The sequence below is a fragment of the Desulfobacterium sp. N47 genome, from assembly GCF_051233685.1.
In the GTDB taxonomy this organism is placed as follows: domain Bacteria; phylum Desulfobacterota; class Desulfobacteria; order Desulfobacterales; family RPRI01; genus RPRI01.
Genome location: NZ_JBAMMY010000025.1, coordinates 1 through 20,822, shown reverse-complemented (window position 1 = coordinate 20,822; position 20,822 = coordinate 1). Strand labels below are relative to the sequence as shown.

Sequence of the window (20,822 nt, the reverse complement as noted above, 5' to 3'; positions counted from 1 at the left end):
CAATAATATCTTATATTGCTTATTGATAAACAAGCTGCTTTTTGATATACTTCTTTCATATGATAGTAAGCAGTTTCCTATTTTAAACCAAAGTAGAGGTAGCTATGAAAACTTTTTCCGATCTGATTGAGGAGGTTCAAAAACATGGACTCTGCCAACGCTGTGGCGGCTGTGTGGCCTTTTGCACCGCCCTCAACTACGGGGGACTGGAGTTGGATGAAGAAGGCAACCCCCGGTATAAAGCTGAAGGAAAAGAAAAATGTATAGGAGGCGGTCTTTGCTATTCTATCTGCCCGGAGACCCACGAACTTGATGAGGAAGTCAAAAATCTCGTGAACTGGGAGGCGCCTATGGGCCGCGTTCTTTGCTCCCTGGTGGCCAGAACTACAAACCCAGCAATTAAGGAACGTGCCACCGACGGCGGGGTGGTAACTGCGCTGCTGCTCAATTTATTTGAAAAGGGCCACATTGATGGGGCCATCGTCACCAAAGAGTCAGGATTGTTTCAGCGGAGACCATGGCTTGCCCATAGCAAAGAGGAAATCATCGGATCTGCCGGCTTCCATTTTGATGCTTCTCACGGCCTGCAGCTCTTTTCGGAACTATATTCAACCTATTCCCCTTCCTTTGTTAAAGTCGGCTACATTAGCTCTAAACGTTTAGACCGGGTTGCCTTTGTGGGAACCCCTTGCCAGGTTAATACTATCAGGAGAATCCAGGCCCTGGGGATTGAGCCCGCTAACTCCATTACAATCATTTTCGGACTTTTCTGTACGGGTAATTTCATTTTTGGTCCCGAACAGCAGCACCAACTGGAAAAGATCGGCAATTTCCGGTGGGACGAGGTTAACAAGATCAACGTTAAAGAGCATCTCATGATACATCTGCGCAATAAAGAGATACGTCACATCTCCCTTGATCAACTTGATTTCATGAAGCGCCATGCCTGCCACTACTGCTTTGATTACAGCGCTGAATTTGCGGATCTTTCTTTTGGCGGCTTAGGCTCGCCTGAAGGCTGGACAACCGTAATAACGCGTTCTCTTCAGGGACAGGCTGTGTTGAACGATGCTTTGGGAGGGACTATCGAGACGTACAGGCACAAATATCCCCCCATCCTGGCCACTGAAATTCTCGCAAAAGTCATGGAATTGTCCGACAGGAAAAAACAATCGGCGAAAAAAAACCGTATGAGAGATGTACGACAACCTGAGATAATACAAGAATAGCATCAGAATGAGTGGCAACAGGAAAAAAATGCCGAGGGATCTTGCACCAACAGAAGCTATCCTCGAAAGCATCTCGGACGGAGTTTTCACAATAGACATGGAGTGGCGCATCATGTCGTTCAACCGGGCCGCTGAAGAAATCACGGGTGTGTCACGTAAGGAGGCGATTGGCCAGCTCTGCTCGGAGGTGTTTAGATCCAGCATGTGCGGAGCTGCTTGCGCACTTAAGCAAACTTTAAAAACAGGCAAACCTGTCATTGGCAAATCCGGTTACATCATCGACTCAGAAGGGAACCGCACCCCCATCAGTATTTCCACCGCCGTGCTGCGCGATAGCGATGGCCGCGTGGTCGGCGGCGCGGAAACTTTCCGCGACCTTTCGGATGTTGAGGCCTTGCGTCAGGAACTGGAAGGAAAATTTCAGGTCGGCGATCTAACCAGCAGAAGCCCCCTGATGCAGCGATTGTTCGAGGTTCTTCCAGCCATCGCCGCAAGCCCCAGCACGGTTCTCATCTCAGGAGAAACCGGAACAGGGAAAGAACTGGTGGCACAGACGATCCATTCGCTTAGCCCTCGCAATCAGAACCCATTTGTCGCGGTCAACTGCGGGGCTTTACCCGACACTCTGTTGGAGTCGGAGTTGTTCGGTTACAAGACCGGGGCATTTACCGGTGCGCACAAGGACAAACCAGGCCGTTTTGCGTTGGCCAGGGGTGGAACCATCTTCCTCGATGAAATCGGTGATGTCAGCCCGGCCCTTCAGGTTAGATTGCTTCGCGTGTTGCAGGAGAGAACATATGAGCCGCTGGGAGCAACCCGCTCGGAGGTCACAGATGCCCGGGTTATCGTAGCCACCAACAAAGACATATCCGACCAGGTACGTCAAGGGTTTTTCCGGGAGGACCTCTATTACCGCATAAATGTGGTGCGCTTCGAACTGCCTCCGTTACGCCGGCGAAAAGAGGACATTCCCCTGCTGGTGGATCAGTTCATCGCCCGGTTCAACCGGTTGCAACAGAAATCCGTTCAGGGAATTGCCGCAGAAGCCTTGTCACTCCTCATGGCCCATGATTGGCCTGGAAACATACGCGAATTGCGAAACGCTATTGAGCGCGCTTTCATTCTCTGTAGCGACGGATTTATCGGCATTACACTCCTGCCGGGAGAGTTGACATCCCACGGCACGGCAACAATCATGGATCACGATGTGAGATCCGCCCACGACATTCTTGACGCCCAGGCAATCCGTACCGCACTCGAACGAAACTCCTTCAACCGGTTGGCGGCAGCGCGAGAGCTTGGCATCCACAAAACCACGCTTTTTCGCAGGATAAAGAAACTGGGCATCTCCCTTCCCGTACAAAACGGACGCGCCCGGCGCAAAAAAAAATTAAAGTAGCGCTGCCGCACCTATCATAAACGTAATATAGTAGCATAATAGCTACTTTAAGACCCATCATCATCCCATTCAATATCAATTACCTCTCGTTTTAACAACTAGTTAAAAGCTATCACCACTATTGGTTCATGTTTGGCACTGCACTTGCAGTGTTAAACAATATGAGTGACAAGCGAGAACTCACACAAGGAGTCATAAAAATGAAGGTAGTTGTCAGTTCTACAGGAAAGGACCTGAATGCGAAGATTGATCCACGCTTTGGCCGATGCGACTGTTTTATCATCGTGGATACTGAAGATATGAGCTTTGTTTCCTATGACAATGAAAACAAAGGCCTTAGCGGTGGAGCCGGCATTCAGGCAGCCGGTTTTGTTGTTTCCAAGGGCGCAGAGGCGGTTCTGACAGGTAATTGCGGCCCGAATGCAATGACGGCTTTTTCTGCAGCAGGTGTAACCGTCTATGCCGGACAGACAGGGTCAGTCAGAGAAGCTGTTGAACGTTTCAGAACAGGCGGCATTATGCCATTAACGCAAGCAAATGTGCCGGAAAAAGCGGGTGTTTCCACCACAGTTGGGACCGGAGCTGTTCCCACAAGAGGAATAGGCCGTTGCCGCGGAGGTTCCGGTCGGGGCATGGGTGGCGGTGGTGGCAAGAGAATGGGTGGTGGTCGCGGTATGGCAATGAGATCTGGCAATATCCCACCCTTGCCGGATTCAGGTGGAACACCGGCCGCATCACGTAAAGATACGTTGGAAACCCTTAAAAAACAGGCTGAGGAGTTGCAACATCAAATGGAAGCTATTCAAACCAAGATCAATAGCATTGAATAAGGGATAAAAAAACTGCATATGAAAAAATTGGACGATTTTATAGATAATCTGCAAGAAAAAATATTTGACGAGGCAAAAGAGGCCTATGGTGAAAAGGGTTTCCAGCGCTGGCGTAATCCCCGCTATCAGGGACGCATGGCAGATGCCGATGCCCACGCACGTGTGACAGGTCAGTGTGGTGACAGCATGGAAATCTACCTGAAATTCGAAAATGATCGTGTAAAAGAGGCATCCTACTTTACTGATGGTTGTGCATCAAGCTCAATCTGCGGTTCCTTTGCAGCGGAACTCACCATAGGCAAAGATCCTGACGCCTTAACTGACATTAACAGTAAAGCCGTGCTTAAAAAGATCGGAAAACTACTGCAAGAGGATCTGCACTGTGCGGATCTTGCTGCTTCGGCTGTTCAAGAAGCATTAAACAACTATATGAAACCGCAAAAGGAGAAAAATATTCAATGCGCGTTACCCGTTTATACGAAAGTAAAAAACCTGTGATTTCAATGGAGTTCTTTCCACCCAGAAACGAAAAGGCAGCTCAGACGTTCAGCAAGACCATTGATGATCTTGCTGAGCTAAAGCCTGATTATATGTCCATCACCTTCGGCGCCGGTGGTTCCACGCGGGATGGATCGTATCAAACCGTTAAAGAGGTGATGATTGATAAAAAACAACCGGCTGTTGCATATATCGCCGGATACGGTCTTGGCCCGGAAGAAATTATCGGTGTATTGGACAGGTATCAGGCTCTGGGGGTCAAAACCATTTTTGTTATTCGCGGCGATAAACCAAGGGAAGACACGTTTACGCCTCACACCCAAAGTTTTGCCCATGCTTCGGAAATGATCGCATTTATCAAAGAGCGCTATGATTTCACACTCGGCTGCGCCGGCTATCCCGAGGGGCATGTCGAGGCGCAAAGCCTCGATAAAGATATCGAATATCTCAAGTGCAAGGTTGACAACGGCGCTGAATATGTTGTGGCCCAATATTTTTATAACAATGCTTTTTTCTTCGATTATGTAAAAAAATGCAGGGCTGCCGGCGTTGCTGTGCCCATAATTCCGGGTATTATGCCCGTCTACACAGCGAAGATGACCAAAATGCTTTGTAAAGTCTGCGGGGCTTCTATCCCGGCCGATCTGCAAAGCAGGCTCGATACCGTGGATGCAGACGATAAAAATGCTGTTTTAAAGCTGGGTATCGATTTTGCCACCGGGCAATGCAGGGGATTGCTGAAAGAAGGTGTTAACGGCCTGCACTTCTACACCATGGACCGCAGCCATTCCACGGCACAGATTCTTAATAAACTTAAAGAGGAAAAACTGTTATAAAAGCAGCATTCGCACACTGGGATAATCGGATCGCTCCGGTCTTCGACACCGCGCGGAAGATTTTCGTCGTCGAGGCCGACTTGGAGCAGGTTATTGGCGAGACACATGAAACGCTAACGGAAGATATGCCTATACGGAAGGCACTTCGACTGGTGGAACTGGGTATTTGCACCTTGGTATGCGGTGCGATTTCCAGACCGCTGTACGAGCTTATAACTGCCTACGGCATCCGGGTCATTCCATTTTTGGCCGGCGACCTGCGCGAGGTCGTTCAAGCTTGGCTCCATAACGATCTGGAGCGTGACACATTTGATATGCCGGGTTGCTGCGGCAGCGGTCGAGGTCGCCGCCGGGGAATATTCAGCACAAACAAGGAGGAATATGAAATGAACGGAAATGGAACCAATCGAACAGGAAAAGGCGGCGGACAAGGCCAGAGCCGAAGCGGACAAAAACGAGGCCGTATGGGAGGCCCCCTTGCAGCCGGCGATGCCGGTACCTGCTTTTGTCCGAAATGCGGGCATCGTGAACCGCATGAACGTGGAGTGCCCTGCATGCAGAAGCAGTGCCCTAAATGCGGAACCGCCATGACAAGGGAATAACAAACAATTCTTAAAAAAGGAGGATATGACAATGCCAGGAGGAGATCGAACAGGACCTATGGGAATGGGTGCAATGACCGGACGCGCGGCTGGATTCTGCGCGGGGGACAGAGTATCTGGGTACGGGAATCCTACCCCTAAACGTGACTATGGGATGGGTTTCGGAAGAGGTCGCGGTGACTGGAGCCGAGGATTCGGTGGAGGCGGACGCGGATGCCGAAACATATTCTATGCCACAGGCCTTCCGGGACGGACACGATTCAGCGGCTATGCAACGTTTTCCGGATACCCCGCCGCACCTTACCGAAAATATGACCCGGAAATAGAAAAGCAGGCGCTCGGGAAACAAGCTGAGGCCTTGCAGTCAGAACTGGATTTCATCAAGAAACGTATGAGCGAAATCGGGAAGAAAACCACGGTGGAATGAAAGGAATTTTGACGATGAACGGCACAGAGAAAACAACCAGGTACAAGGCTGCTTATGTTGAAAAACATTGGATGTAACTAAGGCATGAAAATTTCATTAGATTGCATTCCATGTCTTGTCCGTCAAACTATAGATGCTGCTATGCTGGTATCAAGCGATATTACCGTCCATGAGCGAATTCTACGTGAAGTGTTGCGCTGGACTGCCGACATGGATATGGGTCAACCGGCTCCGGTCTTGGCGCAACTCATTCACCGTCGTCTTCGCGAAATCGTCGGCAAGAAAGACCCTTACCGTGAAGCAAAAGATCATCAGAACCGTATAGCCTTAGATCTTTTATCTGAGCTGAAAACCGAAATTGAGACCGCTAAAGACCCGCTGATCACAGCATTGCGCTTAGCCATCGCAGGAAATGTTATTGATATGGGAGTTAACAGAAAAGTTACGGAGTCCTGCGTGCGCGAATCCATCAGCCAAGCCCTGACAGAACCTTTTTTTGGGAACTATAACGGATTTCGCAATGCTGTTGCCGGAGCGCAAAGCATCCTTTACCTTACTGATAATGCCGGCGAGATCGCCTTCGACCGCCTGCTTATAGAGCAGCTGCTATCAAAAGCGCGGGTAACCGTGGCTGTGAGGGGCGGCCCTGTAATAAATGACGCAACCATTGCCGATGCGCTGGCTGTTGGACTTCACGAAATCGTAGAAATTATCGATAATGGTTCGGATGCGCCGGGTACAATACTTGGCGATTGTAGTCGGGAGTTTAAGCGGCGTTTCGCCGAGGCTGATCTGACCATTGCCAAGGGACAAGGCAATTTCGAAACGCTTAGTGATGCGCCCGGTAAGATCATTTTTTTATTCAAGGCAAAGTGCGCTGTCGTTGCAAAACACGTACGGGTACCGCTCGGAACCCATTTGTTGATAAGTTCTTGTGCTGGGCTAACTAACTGAGGAGATTTTTCAGATGCCGGGATATGACGGAAATTATAGAAATCCTTCATACGAAAAAGAATCATGAAAGATAGAACTCCCCAATATTCGTATGGGCCCGTTCCTTCTCGTCGTTTGGGAAAGAGCCTGGGAATTAACAACATTCCTGCTAAAATATGCACCTATTCCTGCGCCTACTGTCAGGTAGGACGAACCACTCAGATGCTAAATGATCGCTGCTTTTTTTATGAGCCCGAAAACATTTTACGGGATGTGCAAAGCAGGTTGGTAAAAGCAAATGAGACAGCAGAAAAAGTTGACTACATCACCTTCGTGCCGGACGGGGAGCCGACTTTAGACGTAAACCTTGGCAAGGAAATCATGCTTTTGAAGGCTTTAAATATACCTATCGGTGTTATCACAAACAGCTCGCTTATGGCGCGCTATGATGTTAGAGAAGAGATAGGCAGGGCCGATTGGGTTTCGCTGAAAATCGATGCTGTTTGGGAAGAAATCTGGAGGCGGATCAACCGGCCTCATAAATCAATACGGCTGCCACTGATTCTGGACGGGATGCTTGCATTTGCCAAAACCTTTACCGGCAAACTTGTTACAGAAACTATGATTGTCAAAGGACTTAATGACAACGATGACTGCATTAAGGAGATAACCGATTTTCTCCACATATTGCAGCCTTCTCTGGCATATCTGAGTATTCCCACACGTCCTCCGGCAAAGCGGTGGGTGTGCGGCCCGGGGGAAGAATCCCTTAACCGGATATACCGTATATTTGCCGACAAGGTAATACGGGTGGAATACCTGATCGGCTACGAAGGAAATGCCTTTGCCTTTACGAGCGATATTGAAAAAGATCTTCTGAGTATTACTGCTGTTCACCCGATGAGAAAAGAGGCCGTCAACATGCTTCTGTCTAAAGCTGGATCTTCGTGGGATGTTGTTGACCGGCTGGTGACTCAGGGGGATCTATCAGAAGTAAGGTATGATGGACATATTTTCTATCTTAGAAAATTCCTTTAGTTCTTCCTCTGTCAGCAACCGGCGACGGTCTGACCACTGACGACTTATACAAATATCATCCTGAAATAAGCTGGATCAAATTGGTACATTCGTTTCTACAGAATTCTGCTCCACCCATTCCGGCCACTGAAATTCTCGCAAAAGTTATGGAGTTATCTAACAGGAAAAAACAATCGGCTGCAAAAAATCGTATGAGAGAAGTACAACAGCCTGAGAGAACAGGAGACTAACAGGGCCGATATTCACCATTTTTTCACCTGTTCTCAGTTTAAACTTATTACCAAACAGATAATAAAATATTTGCCACTTCTTATCCGATTGTTCTTTTGAGTATTCCAAGCAGCTTATCCGGGTCAAAAGGCTTGGGAAGGTAGGCTACGGCATCTTTTATCGAAAGATGCCGTCCGGCAAGACCGCTTATGACTATAACCGGAATATCCTTGAATTCTTCATTTTTTGAAATTTTTCTGTAAAAATTCGTACCCCATTCCTCATGCATCTGAAGATCAAGAGTAATAAGATCGGGTTTCACCTTTTTTAAAACTTCACACCCTTCTATTCCGTTTGACGCAGTCATTGTTTCATAGCCGTTATCATTAAGAAGTGTTATAATATATTTTACGATTACAGGATCATCATCAATAACAAGAATTTTTTTCGCCATGGCATACCTCGCTTCATGCTTTTAATTTGTTAAAAAATTAATGCATCAATTTGGTTATTATCATGTATCATTTATTAGCACACAACAGTAAAATAATAAACGATTGACTTGTAAAAAATCCATCATAATAACGTTTATACAACCTAACAATTCCAGAGTATAATATAATGGGTTCATATACCGGCAATAAAATCTTAGCCGGACAATTTGCTTATTGCGATTAATATGTTATATGGTTAAGAAAGAATAAATACCGATATATATTGTTTTTCTGTTGTGAACTTATCTTTTTATCTCTTTATAGCTTATTATGCCTGTTAAATTTTAACAACAAGCACCTTTTTTTGCTTGGCGCATGATCAGAAAATAATGATATGCAATACAAGCTGATTTATAACAGAGGAAATTTTCATGTCTGATAATAATTCCTGGACGGTTGTTGTAATAGATGACGAAGAAGATATCCGGGATGTCATGGCCATGATGTTGCAGGATTCCGGGTACATCACCAAAACTGCTTCCGATGGCATTGCAGGAGTGGATTTATGCTATAAAATACTGCCGCAGATTGTAATAACGGATATCCGCATGCCGGGAATGGACGGTCTTAAGGTGCTTGAAACTCTTAAGAAGAATATTCCTGATATTGAAATTATTGTGGCGACCGCATTCGGGGAGATGGATATAGCAATAAGGGCACTTCAGCTTGATGCTTCCGATTTCATCACAAAGCCGATAAGCCACGAAGCATTCTTCATGGCTCTGGCCAGAGCTAAAGAGCGTTTTACAGCAAGAAGGAAATTAAAATTAATACTTCACCAGGACAAAATGATGTCGCTCGGACGTCTTGCGGCAAGCGTGGCTCATGAAATAAATAATCCTCTTTCCGGTGTGTTAAATTACATAAAACTGATGCAGCGTATCATGGAAAAAGGTGTTTTGGCAGAAGACAGCAGGAAAAAGTTTATAAATCAACTTGAACTTATTGAAAGTGAAATCAGCCGTTGCACCCAGATAGTTTCCGGTTTATTAACATTTTCACGCAAGTCCGAACCGGTTTTTACAAGAATTGATTTGAAATGCCTTTTAGACCGGTGTGTGCTTTTAAGCCGCCATAAAATGGAACTTGGCAAAATTGAATTTAAATTAAATATAAGCCCGGTTTTACCTGAAATAAACGGTGATTTTAATCAATTGCAACAATGCGTCATTAATCTTATATTCAATGCAATTGATGCAATGCCGGATGGCGGAACTCTTGAGCTTTCTGCACAAAATGAACCGGCTAAAGGCTTTGTAACAATAAGTGTAAAAGATTCAGGACACGGGATCACAGAAAAAGATATTTTACATATTTTTGAACCTTTTTTCACGACCAAAAAAGATGGATACGGCATCGGTCTCGGCCTTTCAACAGTATATGGAATAATGCAACGGCATAAGGGAAGTGTTGAGGCAAAAAGCCGGCCCGGCAAGGGTTCGGTCTTTATACTTCGGCTGCCCGTAGAAAATAAATTTCCGGAAAGGGAAAATGTCTTCAAAAACAAAAATTAAAAGCAGCAGACATATTAAAAGCGATCAGTTGCTGGAATTATTTGATGAATTGAATATCGGAGCTTTCACAGTGGATATCCACCGTAAAGTTTCATCAATGAACCTTACTGCACAGGCGCTTATGGGGCTTAAGGAAGCCGAGGCGACAAATCAGGATTGCCGGGAGGTTTTCTGCGGTGTTCCCTGTATGATAAAATGCCTTTTTAAAAGCGGCAAGGCCTGGGATGATGATTCAGCAGTTAAAGCAGAGGAAACGCCGCACAGGCTTGTTACGCGCCTTGCAACACCCATATATGATTCCGAACAGAATCTGGTGGGCTGCTTGACTATTTTACAGGATCATTTTCCTATTACGGATCTGATTAACAGGGTTCATTTTGAAGAAAGAAGTCTTAAAATGATCCTGGAAAATCTTGATATAGGTATTTTTACTGTAAACCGGGGCGGACATATCACTTTTTTCAATAATACAGCCGAGACAATTTCAGGATATGCCAGGAATCAGGTTCTTGGAAAACCATGTTCGGCTTTGTTTGAAGGAGTAGGAGAAAACGATCTTGAGATGCTCAAAGATTCCATAGAAAACGGCAACACACGCAGCAACCATAAAGGCCGTATGAAAACAAAAAGCGGCGATATCATACCTCTGCGCGCAAGTTATATGGCTCTCAGAAATGAAAAGGGAGCTATTGTAGGAGGACTTTCAACCTTTTACGACCTTACAGTAGTATACAATCTTAACAAGGCTGTCACTGAACGCTATACTTTTCACGATATGATAGGCAAAGATCCGGCCATGCAAAAGATATTTGAGATTACGCGTGTGGTTGCCGGAACCAACTCTACGGTTCTTATCGAAGGGCCTACCGGAACAGGAAAAGATCTTCTGGCAAAAGTCATACATTCTGAAAGCAACAGAGCCGGCAAACCTTTTGTTAAAGTAAATTGCGCAGCCCTTCCCGAAAACCTTCTTGAATCGGAAATGTTTGGCTATACAAAGGGCGCATTTACAGGTGCTGACCGCGACAAGCCCGGAAGATTTCAGGAAGCTTCCGGCGGAACAATACTGCTTGATGAGATAGGAGATCTTCCGCTTTCTCTTCAGGCTAAACTGCTGCATGTTTTAGAAGATAGAAAATTTTATCCGCTGGGGAGCAGACGCCCTGTCAGCGTGGATATCCGTATACTGTCTGCAAGCAACCGCGGACTAAAAAACCTGGTTGACAAACAATTATTCCGCGAAGATCTTTACTACCGGTTAAATGTTTTGCAGATTGAACTCCCGTATCTTAAAGACAGAAAAGCCGATATCCCGCTTCTTATCCGCCACATCATGAGAAAACATTTTGAACCAAGCCTGCATCAAATAAAAGATATTTCGGAAAAGGCAATGGAAGCCCTTCTTAACTATGATTACCCCGGCAATGTAAGAGAAATGGAAAACATTATTGAACATGCTCTGATTATAAGCCAGACGGAAAAAATAGAATTGCATCACCTGCCGGATTATATGCAAAAGCGCCTCAAATCTTCAGGTCCTGATTTTGATGAGAACCAGGATCACAAAAAACCGGCAGCAGCAAATAAAGAAAGAGAGACCATTCTAAAAGCCCTGCGCAGCAATAACTGGAACCGTGCACAAGCAGCAAATGCATTAAAAATGGAGCGCACCACGCTTTGGAGAAAAATGAAGCGTTATAATATTATAAAGCAACTGCCAGAATAATGTTCCGATTGCAGCTGTTATATTATTCAAGCCAAAATTAAATCCAACCGTTAGTTCGCTTGGGATAAACAAGCTGAAAAAATTGTCGCCACATGCTTCCTGAAATGGCCACCGGAACCGCAAAGACTTTGACCATCGCCATGCTCATGAAACGATGGCTCAAGGCTGCCCTGATCTCACGCGTTCTTTTTCTTGTTGACCGCATCTCTTCTGAGGCTCGTGACTACTTCTCGCTTACATTCTCAGCATATTTCCTAAATCTCAACAACTCAAGAGCACAAAAACAATCACAATTTTGATAGTGCAGTGCTGCATATACCATTTGTCATAATAATATTCCGATTGTTTAATTGTAATTGGGCATACGTACTCATACCCAATCGGAACAGATTTATGACAATTATTATAACTACCTGCAATACATATCTTATTATTTATAAATCGGATCGTATCTGTCATATCTTTTCACTTATAAATTAGCTTCCAAAAATTCAGAAAATACCTTGTAACCATTTGTTCGTTCACATCGTATACTATTTATACGCATAAGTTTTTTCAATAAACCCGTTAATTTAATGAGGAGGTGATGCCCGGTCGGAATGATAATTAACATGTTAAGATAAATTAATTATTTAACAAACGAACAAAGGAGATTTCCCATGAAACGCTTTCTTGTATTAGTATGTATCTTTGTTGGGGTTATCGCTGTGACATCGGCAATAGCAGGACCACCTGCCGGTCTTTCAGACATGGAAAAACTTGGCAGGCATTTGTACAAGGATAAAAATCTGTCATTTAATGGAACCCAGTCCTGCCAGAACTGCCACCACCCTTTTGCAGGATTTGCAGATCGCGCCAATCTCATTAATCCTTACGATAATGTAGTCTCAACTGGCGCCGACGGCGTGAGCAAAGGAGGACGAAACGCTCCTACATCCGCCTATGCAGGTTACAGCCCGCTGTTATCCTTATTCGGTGGTGAATGGGTGGGCGGCATGTTCTGGGACGGCCGGGCAACAGGTTCGGTTTTAGGAGATCCTTTGGCGGAACAGGCGCAGGGACCTCCGTTAAATCCGGTTGAAATGGCCATGCCAAGCAAGGATGCGATTATCGATGTTATCAGAAATTCATTTTATGCGAATCTGTTTATTCGCGTATTCGGGACAACCGCCTTTGATAACGTTGATCTCGCTTATGATAATTTTGGCCGGGCGGTTGCTTCATATGAGCGATCAACCGAGGTAACAAAATTTTCTTCAAAATATGATGTGGCCAGAAATCAGTTTACTCCTGCGGAAGAAAGAGGACTTGCACTGTTTGAGACAAATTGCTCGTCATGTCATTCGACAACTAATGAATTTGGCGCCAAAGCTGCTCTGTTTACTAATTACAAGTATGCCAATATCGGAGCCCCGGCTAACCCTCTGGTTCCGGTGGATCCTGATCTGGGACTTGGCCCAATAGTGGGTGACACAGCCCAGGATGGAAAGTTCAAGGTGCCAACGCTCAGAAATATAGTTGTAACACCGCCTTATACACATAACGGCTATTTTCCGACTTTGCCTGAAATGGTCGCCTTTATTAATAACAGCAGCGGATTTAAACCTGAAGTAGGACGAAATATCGATATCAGAGTCGGAAACCTGGGGCTAAGTAATGAGGAAATTGATGATATCGTATCATTTCTGATGACACTGACTGACGATTATTAGGCATGTGCATGGAACAGATCTATAATAACTGCCATGGTTAAGTCATTGCCAGCCTATCTCTGGAATATTATATTTTAATTGCCCAAAACCCATACAAAACATGGCAATGCCAAATGCTGTGAGCTTATTTCTTCTAAAACGGCTCATTGCTTTCTCTTTGCACTGATATAGTAATTGTCATAATAATATTCCCGATTGCTTTGTTGTAATTGGGCATGGATATATATGCCCAAACGGAACAGATTTATGACAATTGCTGTAATATGGAGCAAACTCAGTATAAGAAAGAGCAGTGAGCAGTTCAAAGGACATGGATTTTTAGTTTCAATAAATTTATATCGATGTCGGCATCAAAACCTTGACGAAAGAATGCCAGATATGGTTTAGTGAAAATCAACTTCTAACGTAAGAGGAAAAAGAATAAAAGTAATTAATGAAATAAAATGTTTTTGACAATATGAATTTGCAGCAGGCAGATAATCGTTACCTTATATGAAATATACAGAATTGGATAATATTGATAGCCTTTCAACAGGCATGATAGGAAATAACGAAGTTTTTTCTTTTGAATGCCACAGCAAGATAGCCTGCTTTAATAAATGCTGCCGCAATATCAATCTCTTTTTATACCCCTATGATATCTTAAGGCTTAAAAAAAGGCTTGGAATTTCTTCAGATGAGTTTCTTGATAAGTATACAGACATTGTTATGCGCCCTTCGGGATTTTTTCCTGAAGTACTTTTGCGTATGTCTGAAACTCAAGAAAAAACCTGCCCTTTTTTAAGTGAACAAGGTTGTTCGGTTTATATTGACAGACCCGATACATGCCGGACTTTTCCTGTTGAACAGGGCATCTTTTTTGATGCAAAGAAGAAAGAAAGTATACCCGTCTATTTTTTCAAACCACCGGATTTTTGTCTGGGACAACATGAAAAAAAGCAGTGGACAGCTGCATCATGGGCAAAAGATCAGGATGCTTCGGCGCATAATCAGATGACAGCCCTGTGGGCAGAACTTGTAAGCCTTTTTAGGAATAACCCGTGGGGAAGCGAAGGCACTGAAGGATCGAAAGCAAAAATGGCTTTTATGGCTACTTATAATATCGACAGTTTCAGGGACTTCATAATAAACAGCAGTTTTTTAAAGCGCTACAAGATCAAATACGAACTTTTATCAAAACTGAAAATCAATGACACAGTACTTCTAAAATTCGGCTTTACCTGGATTAAATATTTTTTATGGGGAATAAAAACGAAAAATATCCAGCAAAGATAAATTTAAAATATCATCCTTGAAACCGGTCTTCTTTCAGGAACATGTTCATGCTCAATCGATCCTTCTTTCCATTCTTTTGAAACATAAAGACCGCAGTAACAACTCCCGTATTCTTTCACATCTTTGATTCTGTATACACAAGGACATATTATGTCTTCATCATTTTTTCTGTTTCCGGATGCAAGCCTGCAAGGGCATGACATATATCCATACCGTTCTTTGTTAAAAGAAAGAGCCTCAAGCAGACCAAGTGTTACTTCTTTATCATTATCAAAATAAAATCCCTTGGGCTCTTGTACTTTCTTCAGCACTTCATATAGGTTTTCAGGTTCCATTTATACCCCCAAAGCCTTCTTGATCTCTGCTTCTTTAAAACCGGCAATTACCTTATCGCCGATCAGTATGGTTGGAAATGAGCAGTCAGGGTTGAATTTTTTTATTTCTTCAAGAATTTCGTTTCTTTCTTTTCTATTTAAAAGATCCACATCAATAAAATCATATTTTACTGTGCAATCGTTAAGAAACTTTTTGGCATCTTTACAATGTCTGCAAGTGCTGAGTGAATAAATCTTTACCGGAGGCATGTGTTTTTCCTTTCGTATGAGTTTGTTATTCCTGCAATAAATCCATATATTCTATTGCCCCGTTATATTAAAGTAAGATAGTTTTACAATATGTCAAGAAGCGATTATTTGCAAGAGCAGGAAAGTGCCCGGTCCCCGCCAAATGCAGCAAATTCGGACCCATGAACTTCTTAATAAATCCGTCATTTAAAATTTTACAACAATTTCTTCAAATGTCTTGCGCCATTTAGGAGGAAGAAGAGTTTTACCGTTTGGAAAATATCCGGCAGCAATAAGAGCCGGAATCCAGTAATTTTCAGGAATATTAAACTCTTTTATGACACCATCATGGTCAAAACCATCCATTGGGTGCGTATCAATACCAAGGCTTTTGGCAGCCAGCATAAGAGCCATTGCAAAAAAACCTGTATTTTTCAAAGCAAATGCCTGTGCTTTTTCTTTTGAAGCACCATATAAATTTTTACAGGCATCCAGAAACCACTGACGTTGCTCATCTTTCATGCTGCCTGTTTTAACCATCTCTTTAAAATTTTTTTCCACAAAAGGATGACCTTCTTTCCATCCGTTTCTGTCTGCAAGTACTATCAGGATAATCGGAGCCTCACTCACCCTGGGCTGATCCCAGGCAAGCTTTCTTAAACGCAGTTTATCTGAGGAGTTTTTCAACACCATAAGGCTCCATGGTTGAAGATTAAAGCTTGAGGGAGCCTTTGCTGCAAGCTCTACCATTTCTCTTAATGAATCATCTGAAACCGTTTTATCAGGATCAAAAAAATTTACTGCGCGCCTGCTATTTACTACATCCTTAAATTCCATATATTCCTCCTAACCAAAATCTGATAACTTCGTAACAAGTCCCCAAATTATCCTAAGGCGAGAGCCGACATCAAGAGCATATTAATTTTACCGGTTAATTGCCTGTGCCGGAATACCGGAAGATGGTTCTTTTTACTAGTCCGTAAACAGGCCGTTGCTTATCACAAGAACAGGACATGAAGAGGAATTAAGTATTTTTTCAAGAGTATTATTTAAAAAAAAAATTTTATGCTTTTTTTTAAGGATGCCCCCATAATAATTAAATCGGCATTATGCTCCAAAGCAATATCTGCAATTACTTTGGCAGCATCTCCTTTTTTTATAAATGTCTCAATTGCAATTCCTGAAGAGAGTTGTTTTATGCCGTTAATAACTTCTTCTGTATTTACCATGTTCCTTTTATTATTACCGCCTGAAACCGCCAATAGCAATGATTTGCCACCATAAGTTTTAGCTATTTCAATTATTTTTTTTGCAATCCTGATATTTTTCAAACTACCAGTTGAAATCAGAATTTTATCCCAGCCTATTGAAGTGTTTTGCGGTATTATGAGAACATCTTTTGAAGCAACACCGGTTATTTTTTCCGCAACTCCTTTATTAAATATCCTGTTTAAAGTATTTTTTTTCCTGATCCCTGTCACTATAAGATCAAAATCTTTTGTTTCAGCATATTCAGCTATTTTTTCCGAGGGTTCCCCTGTTTCGCATAAAGCTTCAATTGATGCATCGGTTTTTTCTACAGTCTCTTTTATTTTGGCAAGAGCAATTTCATAGGGTTCGTTAAACAGTGCTTGTAAATCCTTAACACCTGTTAAACTCAAATCTCCTTCATAAGAAGGAGCAACATAAATCGCACAAACACAACCTCTCGCCCAGTATGAAAGCTTTATAGATTCAGACAGAGCATTAAGGCTGGCATCGGACCCGTCAACCGCTACCAGTATTTTACTATACAATCCCATAAATTACACTTAAAACACACTACAATTCCCGCCTGATCTAATCGGTATATACGGTAATTGGCAAAATGGTCATCTTTATCCCCTTAACCCCATTTACTCTTTCAGCCTTTGCTATCAACTCCGGAGAAATGTTTGATCTCTGATATTCATGGACTCTGGCAGTAACGCTGACTATGCCATCATTGGCCGTAGTCTCAACATAAGGACATAAATCAAACAATTCCGCTCTTACTTCTGCAGCCAGCGCAATATCTTCAATCCTTTTTTGAGATTCAGGAGTTGTTTTAAAATGCTCCAGAGAAGCGGCATGGCAGATTATATCCGCCGCATCTTCTGTCGTAATATTTTTAATGTGAAGTATCAAATCATATAAGCTGTTATTCCATGTGTCTATCCCATATAAAAAATGACTCCATTTCCTTCTCTGTTCGTCATCTTTTTTTATAGCCTTAATCGCCTTTTCCTCAGATATTTTCATCCTTTCGATTTCAGTTCTGACTCTGTCTTCCATATCTGCTATTATGCGAACCTTGAGCACATGTTTTATATCCTTTACAAAAAAATGTCCCGCAAGACCATGATAAACAATGTTATCTTCACGCAGATATTTAAGCAGCGCCGCCTGAATATATGTAACATAAGTCTCTTTCCCGTTGTTAAAACGGTCAAGAATAGAGGGCGCATCATTAATTGCCCTTGCAAGCTTTATCTCAGGTATATTAAACATTTCAGATGCATCAAGTAGTATTTCTCTTGAAATACGGTCATATCCCAGTTTTTTAGCAACTTTTTCAGCGACTTCTTCTCCACCGCTATAAGAAGCCCTGGAAATAGTTATTATTGACATAATACCTCCTTTCCCGAATTAAACAGCATGTTATCCATTAACTTAAGTTGACGGACAGAGGGTGAATTCCCCGAATGGAACAATAACTTACATATAATCATAACTTTTTAGTAATATACTCAACATTATAAAAAAAATCAAAAAAATAAGGAGCATGAAAATATAATTTTTATGCTCCTTCGAATTTCTGAAATTACTATTGCAATATTTTACCGGTACGAACATAAGAAATTTGACAACTAATTCTCCCTTATCTTTCGTTATTTTCTTAACTTCCCGGGAACCGATGGAATGAAATATCAATCACAAAACTTTATAATAAGTTGTTTTGCCGTTATATTAATTCTTTCCGGTGTTTCAATCCGGATATCGGCCTCACTTCCGCTACCGGATTATATTTATCGGTTCATTTAATCACAACCCCTTTCATTCCTCTTGATATCAAAGAAACAATATTTGCCAGAATCAGCGGAAGGGCAAGACCGCCCGGTGCCGCCAGATATTTCGCCTCCCATACCGGGTTGAATTTTTCTTTATACCTGCACCCATGAAAATATTTGTAAAACCTAGGATTTTTCCTTCTTTGCGTATGACTCCGGCAGGAAACCGATTTAAATAGTCTTCATCAAAAAAACCTAATGAGAAGCCTTTTTCACGCGTATTTTTCTTTTCAAGCCATGCATCGGAAACAGTCTTAAATTCCGGAATACAGGCAGAAATATTTTCTCTGGGTATTATTTCAAAAATACATCCGTCTTTTTCAAATCTGTTTACGGTATGGCGCAATCCCTTTCCGGAACTTCCTTCCAAAGAAAAATTTTCAAGAAGGACTCTGCCTTCTTCACCCAGTTTAATAAGTGTGAGCCCAAGATCCAGATAAATATGGAGTTCTTCCCGCCCGATCTCATAAAATACTGTCCTTCCATCATAAATGTCACACTTTTCACGAAACCGCCAGATAAGCTCCGGCCATTCTTCCTTCGGGCCTACCGGATCACCCATTGCAATCCAGCTTCGTCCCTCCACACCATACATAATAAATGCGTTTGCCTTTTGATTAAACAGAAATGCTTTGTCTCCCAAAAGAGCAAGATTTGCATTTGTTTGCTCAGAAGCAAAAACAACAGGAACAACATTGTCCAGGTTTTCCTGCTCAAAAGTTATACTTTTTGGCGGTGATGGTCTGAGTAATTTCGCCGCCGTAAAAATCGCCGTAACACCGAAAGCCCCTGCCAGAGCCCTCATAAAACGCGGGGCATCGCCGTGAAGCGTAAATTGCCACCACAGATCATTTGAATATTCCAGATGCTTATACGAAAAAAACCCAGCCAGACGGAACACATCAAAACCAAAATAATGGCTGCTATCCAGCCCGGCCTGAAACGATCGCTGAATAAAGATCCTTTCCGGTAAAAATAACTGCGGCAAGGGATGAAAGCCAGGAGCATGCCCGACAGAATCAGTGCTTCTTCATAATCAAAACCTTTGAGCAGGGAAAAAAGGATGCCTGCTCCGAGCAGATAAACAGTGAGATGATAAGCAGCGTCGACTCTGCGCTGAATACTTCTGGATAAAAGCAGCAAAGTTGTTCCGACCAGACTTCCGAGAAAATGACTTATTTCCACTACCGGAAGCGGCAGAAAGTCTTTAAGCCAGAGCATGCGCCAGTGTACCGCAGGTATTGTTCCGGAGAAAAGCAGAATGCCCCCGCCAATAAAAGCGCTCAGGGAAAGTACAGGCGGTACAATGGCAGAAACCTTGCTGCCAAACGATTGTGCAGCACTTTTAATGGTTTCTATTTTTTGAAACAGTTCCCTGGCGCCGAGCATTAAGGAAGCCAATAACAGCGGCCCGATATAATAAATGCCCCTGTAGGCTAAGAGTGAGCCAAAAAGCTGAGGGACCGGAATTTTGGGGGATAGCAGCGAAATCATCACCGATTCAAAAACGCCGATTCCACCGGGCAACTGAGTTGCCATCCCTGCCAACTGAGCCAGCAAATAGTAACATAAGAATTTGAATAATGTCAGGTCTGACAAATTCGGCAATAAAAAATAAAGAACGCTTCCGGCAAGTATCCAATCAAGTGAAGAGATAATGATCTGAGAAACAACGAGTTTGGGAGAAGGCAAAGAAAGCTCCCAGGCTCTGAATTTTATGGGGCCTTTCCTTATTAAGGTCATCCATAAGTATACTCCAACAACAAAAAAGAAGATAAATCCTAAGAATCGGGTGGAACCAAAGGTAAGGTGGAAAGCCTCCGGGATAACCATGGGCTCTATTGTAAAAACCATTCCGCCCAGCATAAAAAAACCAAGCCAGAGACTTAAGGCACAAAAACCAACCACCTTGGTTATTTCCAGCGCAGATAAATCCCAGGCGGAATAAAGACGAAAACGCACAGAACCTCCGGCCAGCATGGCAAGCCCGATATTATTACTGAATGCGTATCCCACAAAAGAGGCAAGGGCAATATTTTCGTAAGAAAGCGCGCGCTTGACATAAAGCAAAGCCAACTTGTCGTATCCTGTCATTATAAGATAACTGGCAAGGGTTAGAATGACCGAAACGCCAAAACGATGTGAAGGGATATTTCGTATTGCTTCCAGAATTTCATGAAGATGATAGATTTTCAGCTCATGATGAAGTACCGTTAATGCAACTGCAAAAAGCAGTATGCCAAAATACGGTCCCAGTCTGGCTAAACGCTTAGTTGTCATTGATTTGCTTTCTCAATATTATTGGCAGTAAACATCCTCCGGCAAAGCCGGAGGCTTTACGATTGCTGGCCCCTCAAAGGGGCCTGATCACAATCGAAAAACAAAAACCATCATAATCAAGTTTCTTGTAACACCTGCCATTTTAGCAGTGATTTTTATCGGGAATC

General features: G+C 43.2%; 22 protein-coding genes. 14 read left to right on the top strand and 8 right to left on the bottom strand.

The genetic code is table 11. The annotated features are described in order from the left end of the window. Window positions 1-104 precede the first annotated feature (104 nt). From VXK47_RS01015 to VXK47_RS00975, 9 genes are all read left to right on the top strand, one after another. Complete coding sequence (locus tag VXK47_RS01015; RefSeq protein WP_435546914.1) at window positions 105-1,229, top strand: Coenzyme F420 hydrogenase/dehydrogenase, beta subunit C-terminal domain; 1,125 nt, start codon at window positions 105-107, stop codon at window positions 1,227-1,229. A gap of 28 nt (window positions 1,230-1,257) precedes the next feature. Next, the gene (locus VXK47_RS01010) at window positions 1,258-2,628 is read left to right on the top strand and encodes a sigma-54 interaction domain-containing protein (RefSeq protein WP_435546913.1); all 1,371 of its coding nucleotides are present in this window, start codon (window positions 1,258-1,260) and stop codon (window positions 2,626-2,628) included. Window positions 2,629-2,789: 161 nt separating this feature from the next. Next, window positions 2,790-3,458: a NifB/NifX family molybdenum-iron cluster-binding protein gene (locus VXK47_RS01005; protein WP_435546912.1), complete on the top strand. Its 669-nt coding sequence runs from the start codon at window positions 2,790-2,792 to the stop codon at window positions 3,456-3,458. Between the two features lie 18 nt (window positions 3,459-3,476). Beyond that, window positions 3,477-3,956: an iron-sulfur cluster assembly scaffold protein gene (locus VXK47_RS01000; protein WP_435546911.1), complete on the top strand. Its 480-nt coding sequence runs from the start codon at window positions 3,477-3,479 to the stop codon at window positions 3,954-3,956. After that, entirely contained in the window at window positions 3,917-4,792 is an 876-nt protein-coding gene (locus tag VXK47_RS00995; protein WP_435546910.1) for a methylenetetrahydrofolate reductase, read from the top strand. The genes VXK47_RS01000 and VXK47_RS00995 overlap by 40 nt, the downstream gene beginning before the upstream one ends. After that, entirely contained in the window at window positions 4,789-5,394 is a 606-nt protein-coding gene (locus tag VXK47_RS00990; protein WP_435546935.1) for a NifB/NifX family molybdenum-iron cluster-binding protein, read from the top strand. Before VXK47_RS00995 ends, VXK47_RS00990 begins: the two co-directional genes overlap by 4 nt. Window positions 5,395-5,425: 31 nt before the next feature. Continuing rightward, window positions 5,426-5,821 (top strand): DUF5320 domain-containing protein, encoded by a 396-nt coding sequence (locus VXK47_RS00985; RefSeq protein WP_435546909.1) that lies wholly within the window; start codon window positions 5,426-5,428, stop codon window positions 5,819-5,821. Window positions 5,822-5,905: 84 nt separating this feature from the next. Further along, complete coding sequence (locus tag VXK47_RS00980; protein ID WP_435546908.1) at window positions 5,906-6,775, top strand: damage-control phosphatase ARMT1 family protein; 870 nt, start codon at window positions 5,906-5,908, stop codon at window positions 6,773-6,775. Window positions 6,776-6,838: 63 nt separating this feature from the next. Then, on the top strand, window positions 6,839-7,792 hold the full coding sequence (locus VXK47_RS00975; RefSeq protein ID WP_435546907.1) for a radical SAM protein: 954 nt from the start codon (window positions 6,839-6,841) through the stop codon (window positions 7,790-7,792). Window positions 7,793-8,102: 310 nt separating this feature from the next. Here the strand turns inward: VXK47_RS00975 and divK are convergent, their stop codons facing one another. Next, the gene (divK, locus tag VXK47_RS00970) at window positions 8,103-8,456 is read right to left on the bottom strand and encodes a response regulator (RefSeq protein ID WP_435546906.1); all 354 of its coding nucleotides are present in this window, start codon (window positions 8,454-8,456) and stop codon (window positions 8,103-8,105) included. A gap of 411 nt (window positions 8,457-8,867) precedes the next feature. On the opposite strand from divK, the gene VXK47_RS00965 reads away from it, so the two are divergent. The 5 genes from VXK47_RS00965 (at window position 8,868) to VXK47_RS00945 (ending at window position 14,723) form a co-directional block, all read left to right on the top strand. Then, window positions 8,868-10,010: a hybrid sensor histidine kinase/response regulator gene (locus VXK47_RS00965; RefSeq protein ID WP_435546905.1), complete on the top strand. Its 1,143-nt coding sequence runs from the start codon at window positions 8,868-8,870 to the stop codon at window positions 10,008-10,010. Further along, the gene (locus VXK47_RS00960) at window positions 9,988-11,736 is read left to right on the top strand and encodes a sigma 54-interacting transcriptional regulator (protein WP_435546904.1); all 1,749 of its coding nucleotides are present in this window, start codon (window positions 9,988-9,990) and stop codon (window positions 11,734-11,736) included. The genes VXK47_RS00965 and VXK47_RS00960 overlap by 23 nt, the downstream gene beginning before the upstream one ends. Before the next feature lie 92 nt (window positions 11,737-11,828). Further along, a complete protein-coding gene (locus VXK47_RS00955; protein WP_435546903.1) occupies window positions 11,829-12,035 on the top strand; it encodes a DEAD/DEAH box helicase family protein in 207 nt (68 codons plus the stop codon). A 360-nt stretch (window positions 12,036-12,395) separates the two neighbouring features. Beyond that, window positions 12,396-13,448, top strand: a complete 1,053-nt coding sequence (locus VXK47_RS00950; protein WP_435546902.1) for a cytochrome-c peroxidase — start codon at window positions 12,396-12,398, stop codon at window positions 13,446-13,448. Between the two features lie 492 nt (window positions 13,449-13,940). Continuing rightward, entirely contained in the window at window positions 13,941-14,723 is a 783-nt protein-coding gene (locus VXK47_RS00945; protein ID WP_435546901.1) for a YkgJ family cysteine cluster protein, read from the top strand. Between the two features lie 2 nt (window positions 14,724-14,725). On the opposite strand, the gene VXK47_RS00940 is transcribed toward VXK47_RS00945, so the two are convergent. From VXK47_RS00940 to VXK47_RS00910, 7 genes are all read right to left on the bottom strand, one after another. After that, window positions 14,726-15,058: a ferredoxin-thioredoxin reductase catalytic domain-containing protein gene (locus VXK47_RS00940; RefSeq protein WP_435546900.1), complete on the bottom strand. Its 333-nt coding sequence runs from the start codon at window positions 15,056-15,058 to the stop codon at window positions 14,726-14,728. After that, the gene (locus VXK47_RS00935) at window positions 15,059-15,307 is read right to left on the bottom strand and encodes a glutaredoxin family protein (RefSeq protein ID WP_435546899.1); all 249 of its coding nucleotides are present in this window, start codon (window positions 15,305-15,307) and stop codon (window positions 15,059-15,061) included. 186 nt (window positions 15,308-15,493) lie between these two features. After that, window positions 15,494-16,123: a nitroreductase family protein gene (locus VXK47_RS00930; protein ID WP_435546898.1), complete on the bottom strand. Its 630-nt coding sequence runs from the start codon at window positions 16,121-16,123 to the stop codon at window positions 15,494-15,496. Window positions 16,124-16,335: 212 nt separating this feature from the next. Continuing rightward, the gene (locus tag VXK47_RS00925; protein ID WP_435546897.1) at window positions 16,336-17,088 is read right to left on the bottom strand and encodes a universal stress protein; all 753 of its coding nucleotides are present in this window, start codon (window positions 17,086-17,088) and stop codon (window positions 16,336-16,338) included. 37 nt (window positions 17,089-17,125) lie between these two features. Beyond that, window positions 17,126-17,935 carry an AAA family ATPase gene (locus VXK47_RS00920; protein ID WP_435546896.1) on the bottom strand — a complete coding sequence of 270 codons (810 nt, stop codon included), beginning with the start codon at window positions 17,933-17,935 and terminating at the stop codon, window positions 17,126-17,128. Window positions 17,936-18,400: 465 nt separating this feature from the next. After that, the gene (locus VXK47_RS00915) at window positions 18,401-19,180 is read right to left on the bottom strand and encodes a phosphatidylglycerol lysyltransferase domain-containing protein (protein ID WP_435546895.1); all 780 of its coding nucleotides are present in this window, start codon (window positions 19,178-19,180) and stop codon (window positions 18,401-18,403) included. Further along, window positions 19,177-20,655, bottom strand: a complete 1,479-nt coding sequence (locus VXK47_RS00910; protein WP_435546894.1) for a lysylphosphatidylglycerol synthase domain-containing protein — start codon at window positions 20,653-20,655, stop codon at window positions 19,177-19,179. The genes VXK47_RS00915 and VXK47_RS00910 overlap by 4 nt, the downstream gene beginning before the upstream one ends. Between the last annotated feature and the right edge of the window lie 167 nt (window positions 20,656-20,822).

Coding starts and splice junctions, on each gene's coding strand:
- VXK47_RS00910 (WP_435546894.1), bottom strand. CDS start 20,655: ATGACAACTAAGCGTTTAGCCAGACTGGGACCGTATTTTGGCATACTG.
- VXK47_RS00980 (WP_435546908.1), top strand. CDS start 5,906: ATGAAAATTTCATTAGATTGCATTCCATGTCTTGTCCGTCAAACTATA.
- VXK47_RS00960 (WP_435546904.1), top strand. CDS start 9,988: ATGTCTTCAAAAACAAAAATTAAAAGCAGCAGACATATTAAAAGCGAT.
- VXK47_RS01000 (WP_435546911.1), top strand. CDS start 3,477: ATGAAAAAATTGGACGATTTTATAGATAATCTGCAAGAAAAAATATTT.
- VXK47_RS00940 (WP_435546900.1), bottom strand. CDS start 15,058: ATGGAACCTGAAAACCTATATGAAGTGCTGAAGAAAGTACAAGAGCCC.
- VXK47_RS00915 (WP_435546895.1), bottom strand. CDS start 19,180: ATGAGGGCTCTGGCAGGGGCTTTCGGTGTTACGGCGATTTTTACGGCG.
- VXK47_RS00920 (WP_435546896.1), bottom strand. CDS start 17,935: ATGTCAATAATAACTATTTCCAGGGCTTCTTATAGCGGTGGAGAAGAA.
- VXK47_RS01015 (WP_435546914.1), top strand. CDS start 105: ATGAAAACTTTTTCCGATCTGATTGAGGAGGTTCAAAAACATGGACTC.
- VXK47_RS00925 (WP_435546897.1), bottom strand. CDS start 17,088: ATGGGATTGTATAGTAAAATACTGGTAGCGGTTGACGGGTCCGATGCC.
- VXK47_RS00965 (WP_435546905.1), top strand. CDS start 8,868: ATGTCTGATAATAATTCCTGGACGGTTGTTGTAATAGATGACGAAGAA.
- VXK47_RS00975 (WP_435546907.1), top strand. CDS start 6,839: ATGAAAGATAGAACTCCCCAATATTCGTATGGGCCCGTTCCTTCTCGT.
- VXK47_RS00930 (WP_435546898.1), bottom strand. CDS start 16,123: ATGGAATTTAAGGATGTAGTAAATAGCAGGCGCGCAGTAAATTTTTTT.
- VXK47_RS01010 (WP_435546913.1), top strand. CDS start 1,258: ATGCCGAGGGATCTTGCACCAACAGAAGCTATCCTCGAAAGCATCTCG.
- VXK47_RS00935 (WP_435546899.1), bottom strand. CDS start 15,307: ATGCCTCCGGTAAAGATTTATTCACTCAGCACTTGCAGACATTGTAAA.
- VXK47_RS00945 (WP_435546901.1), top strand. CDS start 13,941: ATGAAATATACAGAATTGGATAATATTGATAGCCTTTCAACAGGCATG.
- VXK47_RS00995 (WP_435546910.1), top strand. CDS start 3,917: ATGCGCGTTACCCGTTTATACGAAAGTAAAAAACCTGTGATTTCAATG.
- VXK47_RS00955 (WP_435546903.1), top strand. CDS start 11,829: ATGCTTCCTGAAATGGCCACCGGAACCGCAAAGACTTTGACCATCGCC.
- VXK47_RS00985 (WP_435546909.1), top strand. CDS start 5,426: ATGCCAGGAGGAGATCGAACAGGACCTATGGGAATGGGTGCAATGACC.
- VXK47_RS01005 (WP_435546912.1), top strand. CDS start 2,790: ATGAGTGACAAGCGAGAACTCACACAAGGAGTCATAAAAATGAAGGTA.
- VXK47_RS00950 (WP_435546902.1), top strand. CDS start 12,396: ATGAAACGCTTTCTTGTATTAGTATGTATCTTTGTTGGGGTTATCGCT.
- divK (WP_435546906.1), bottom strand. CDS start 8,456: ATGGCGAAAAAAATTCTTGTTATTGATGATGATCCTGTAATCGTAAAA.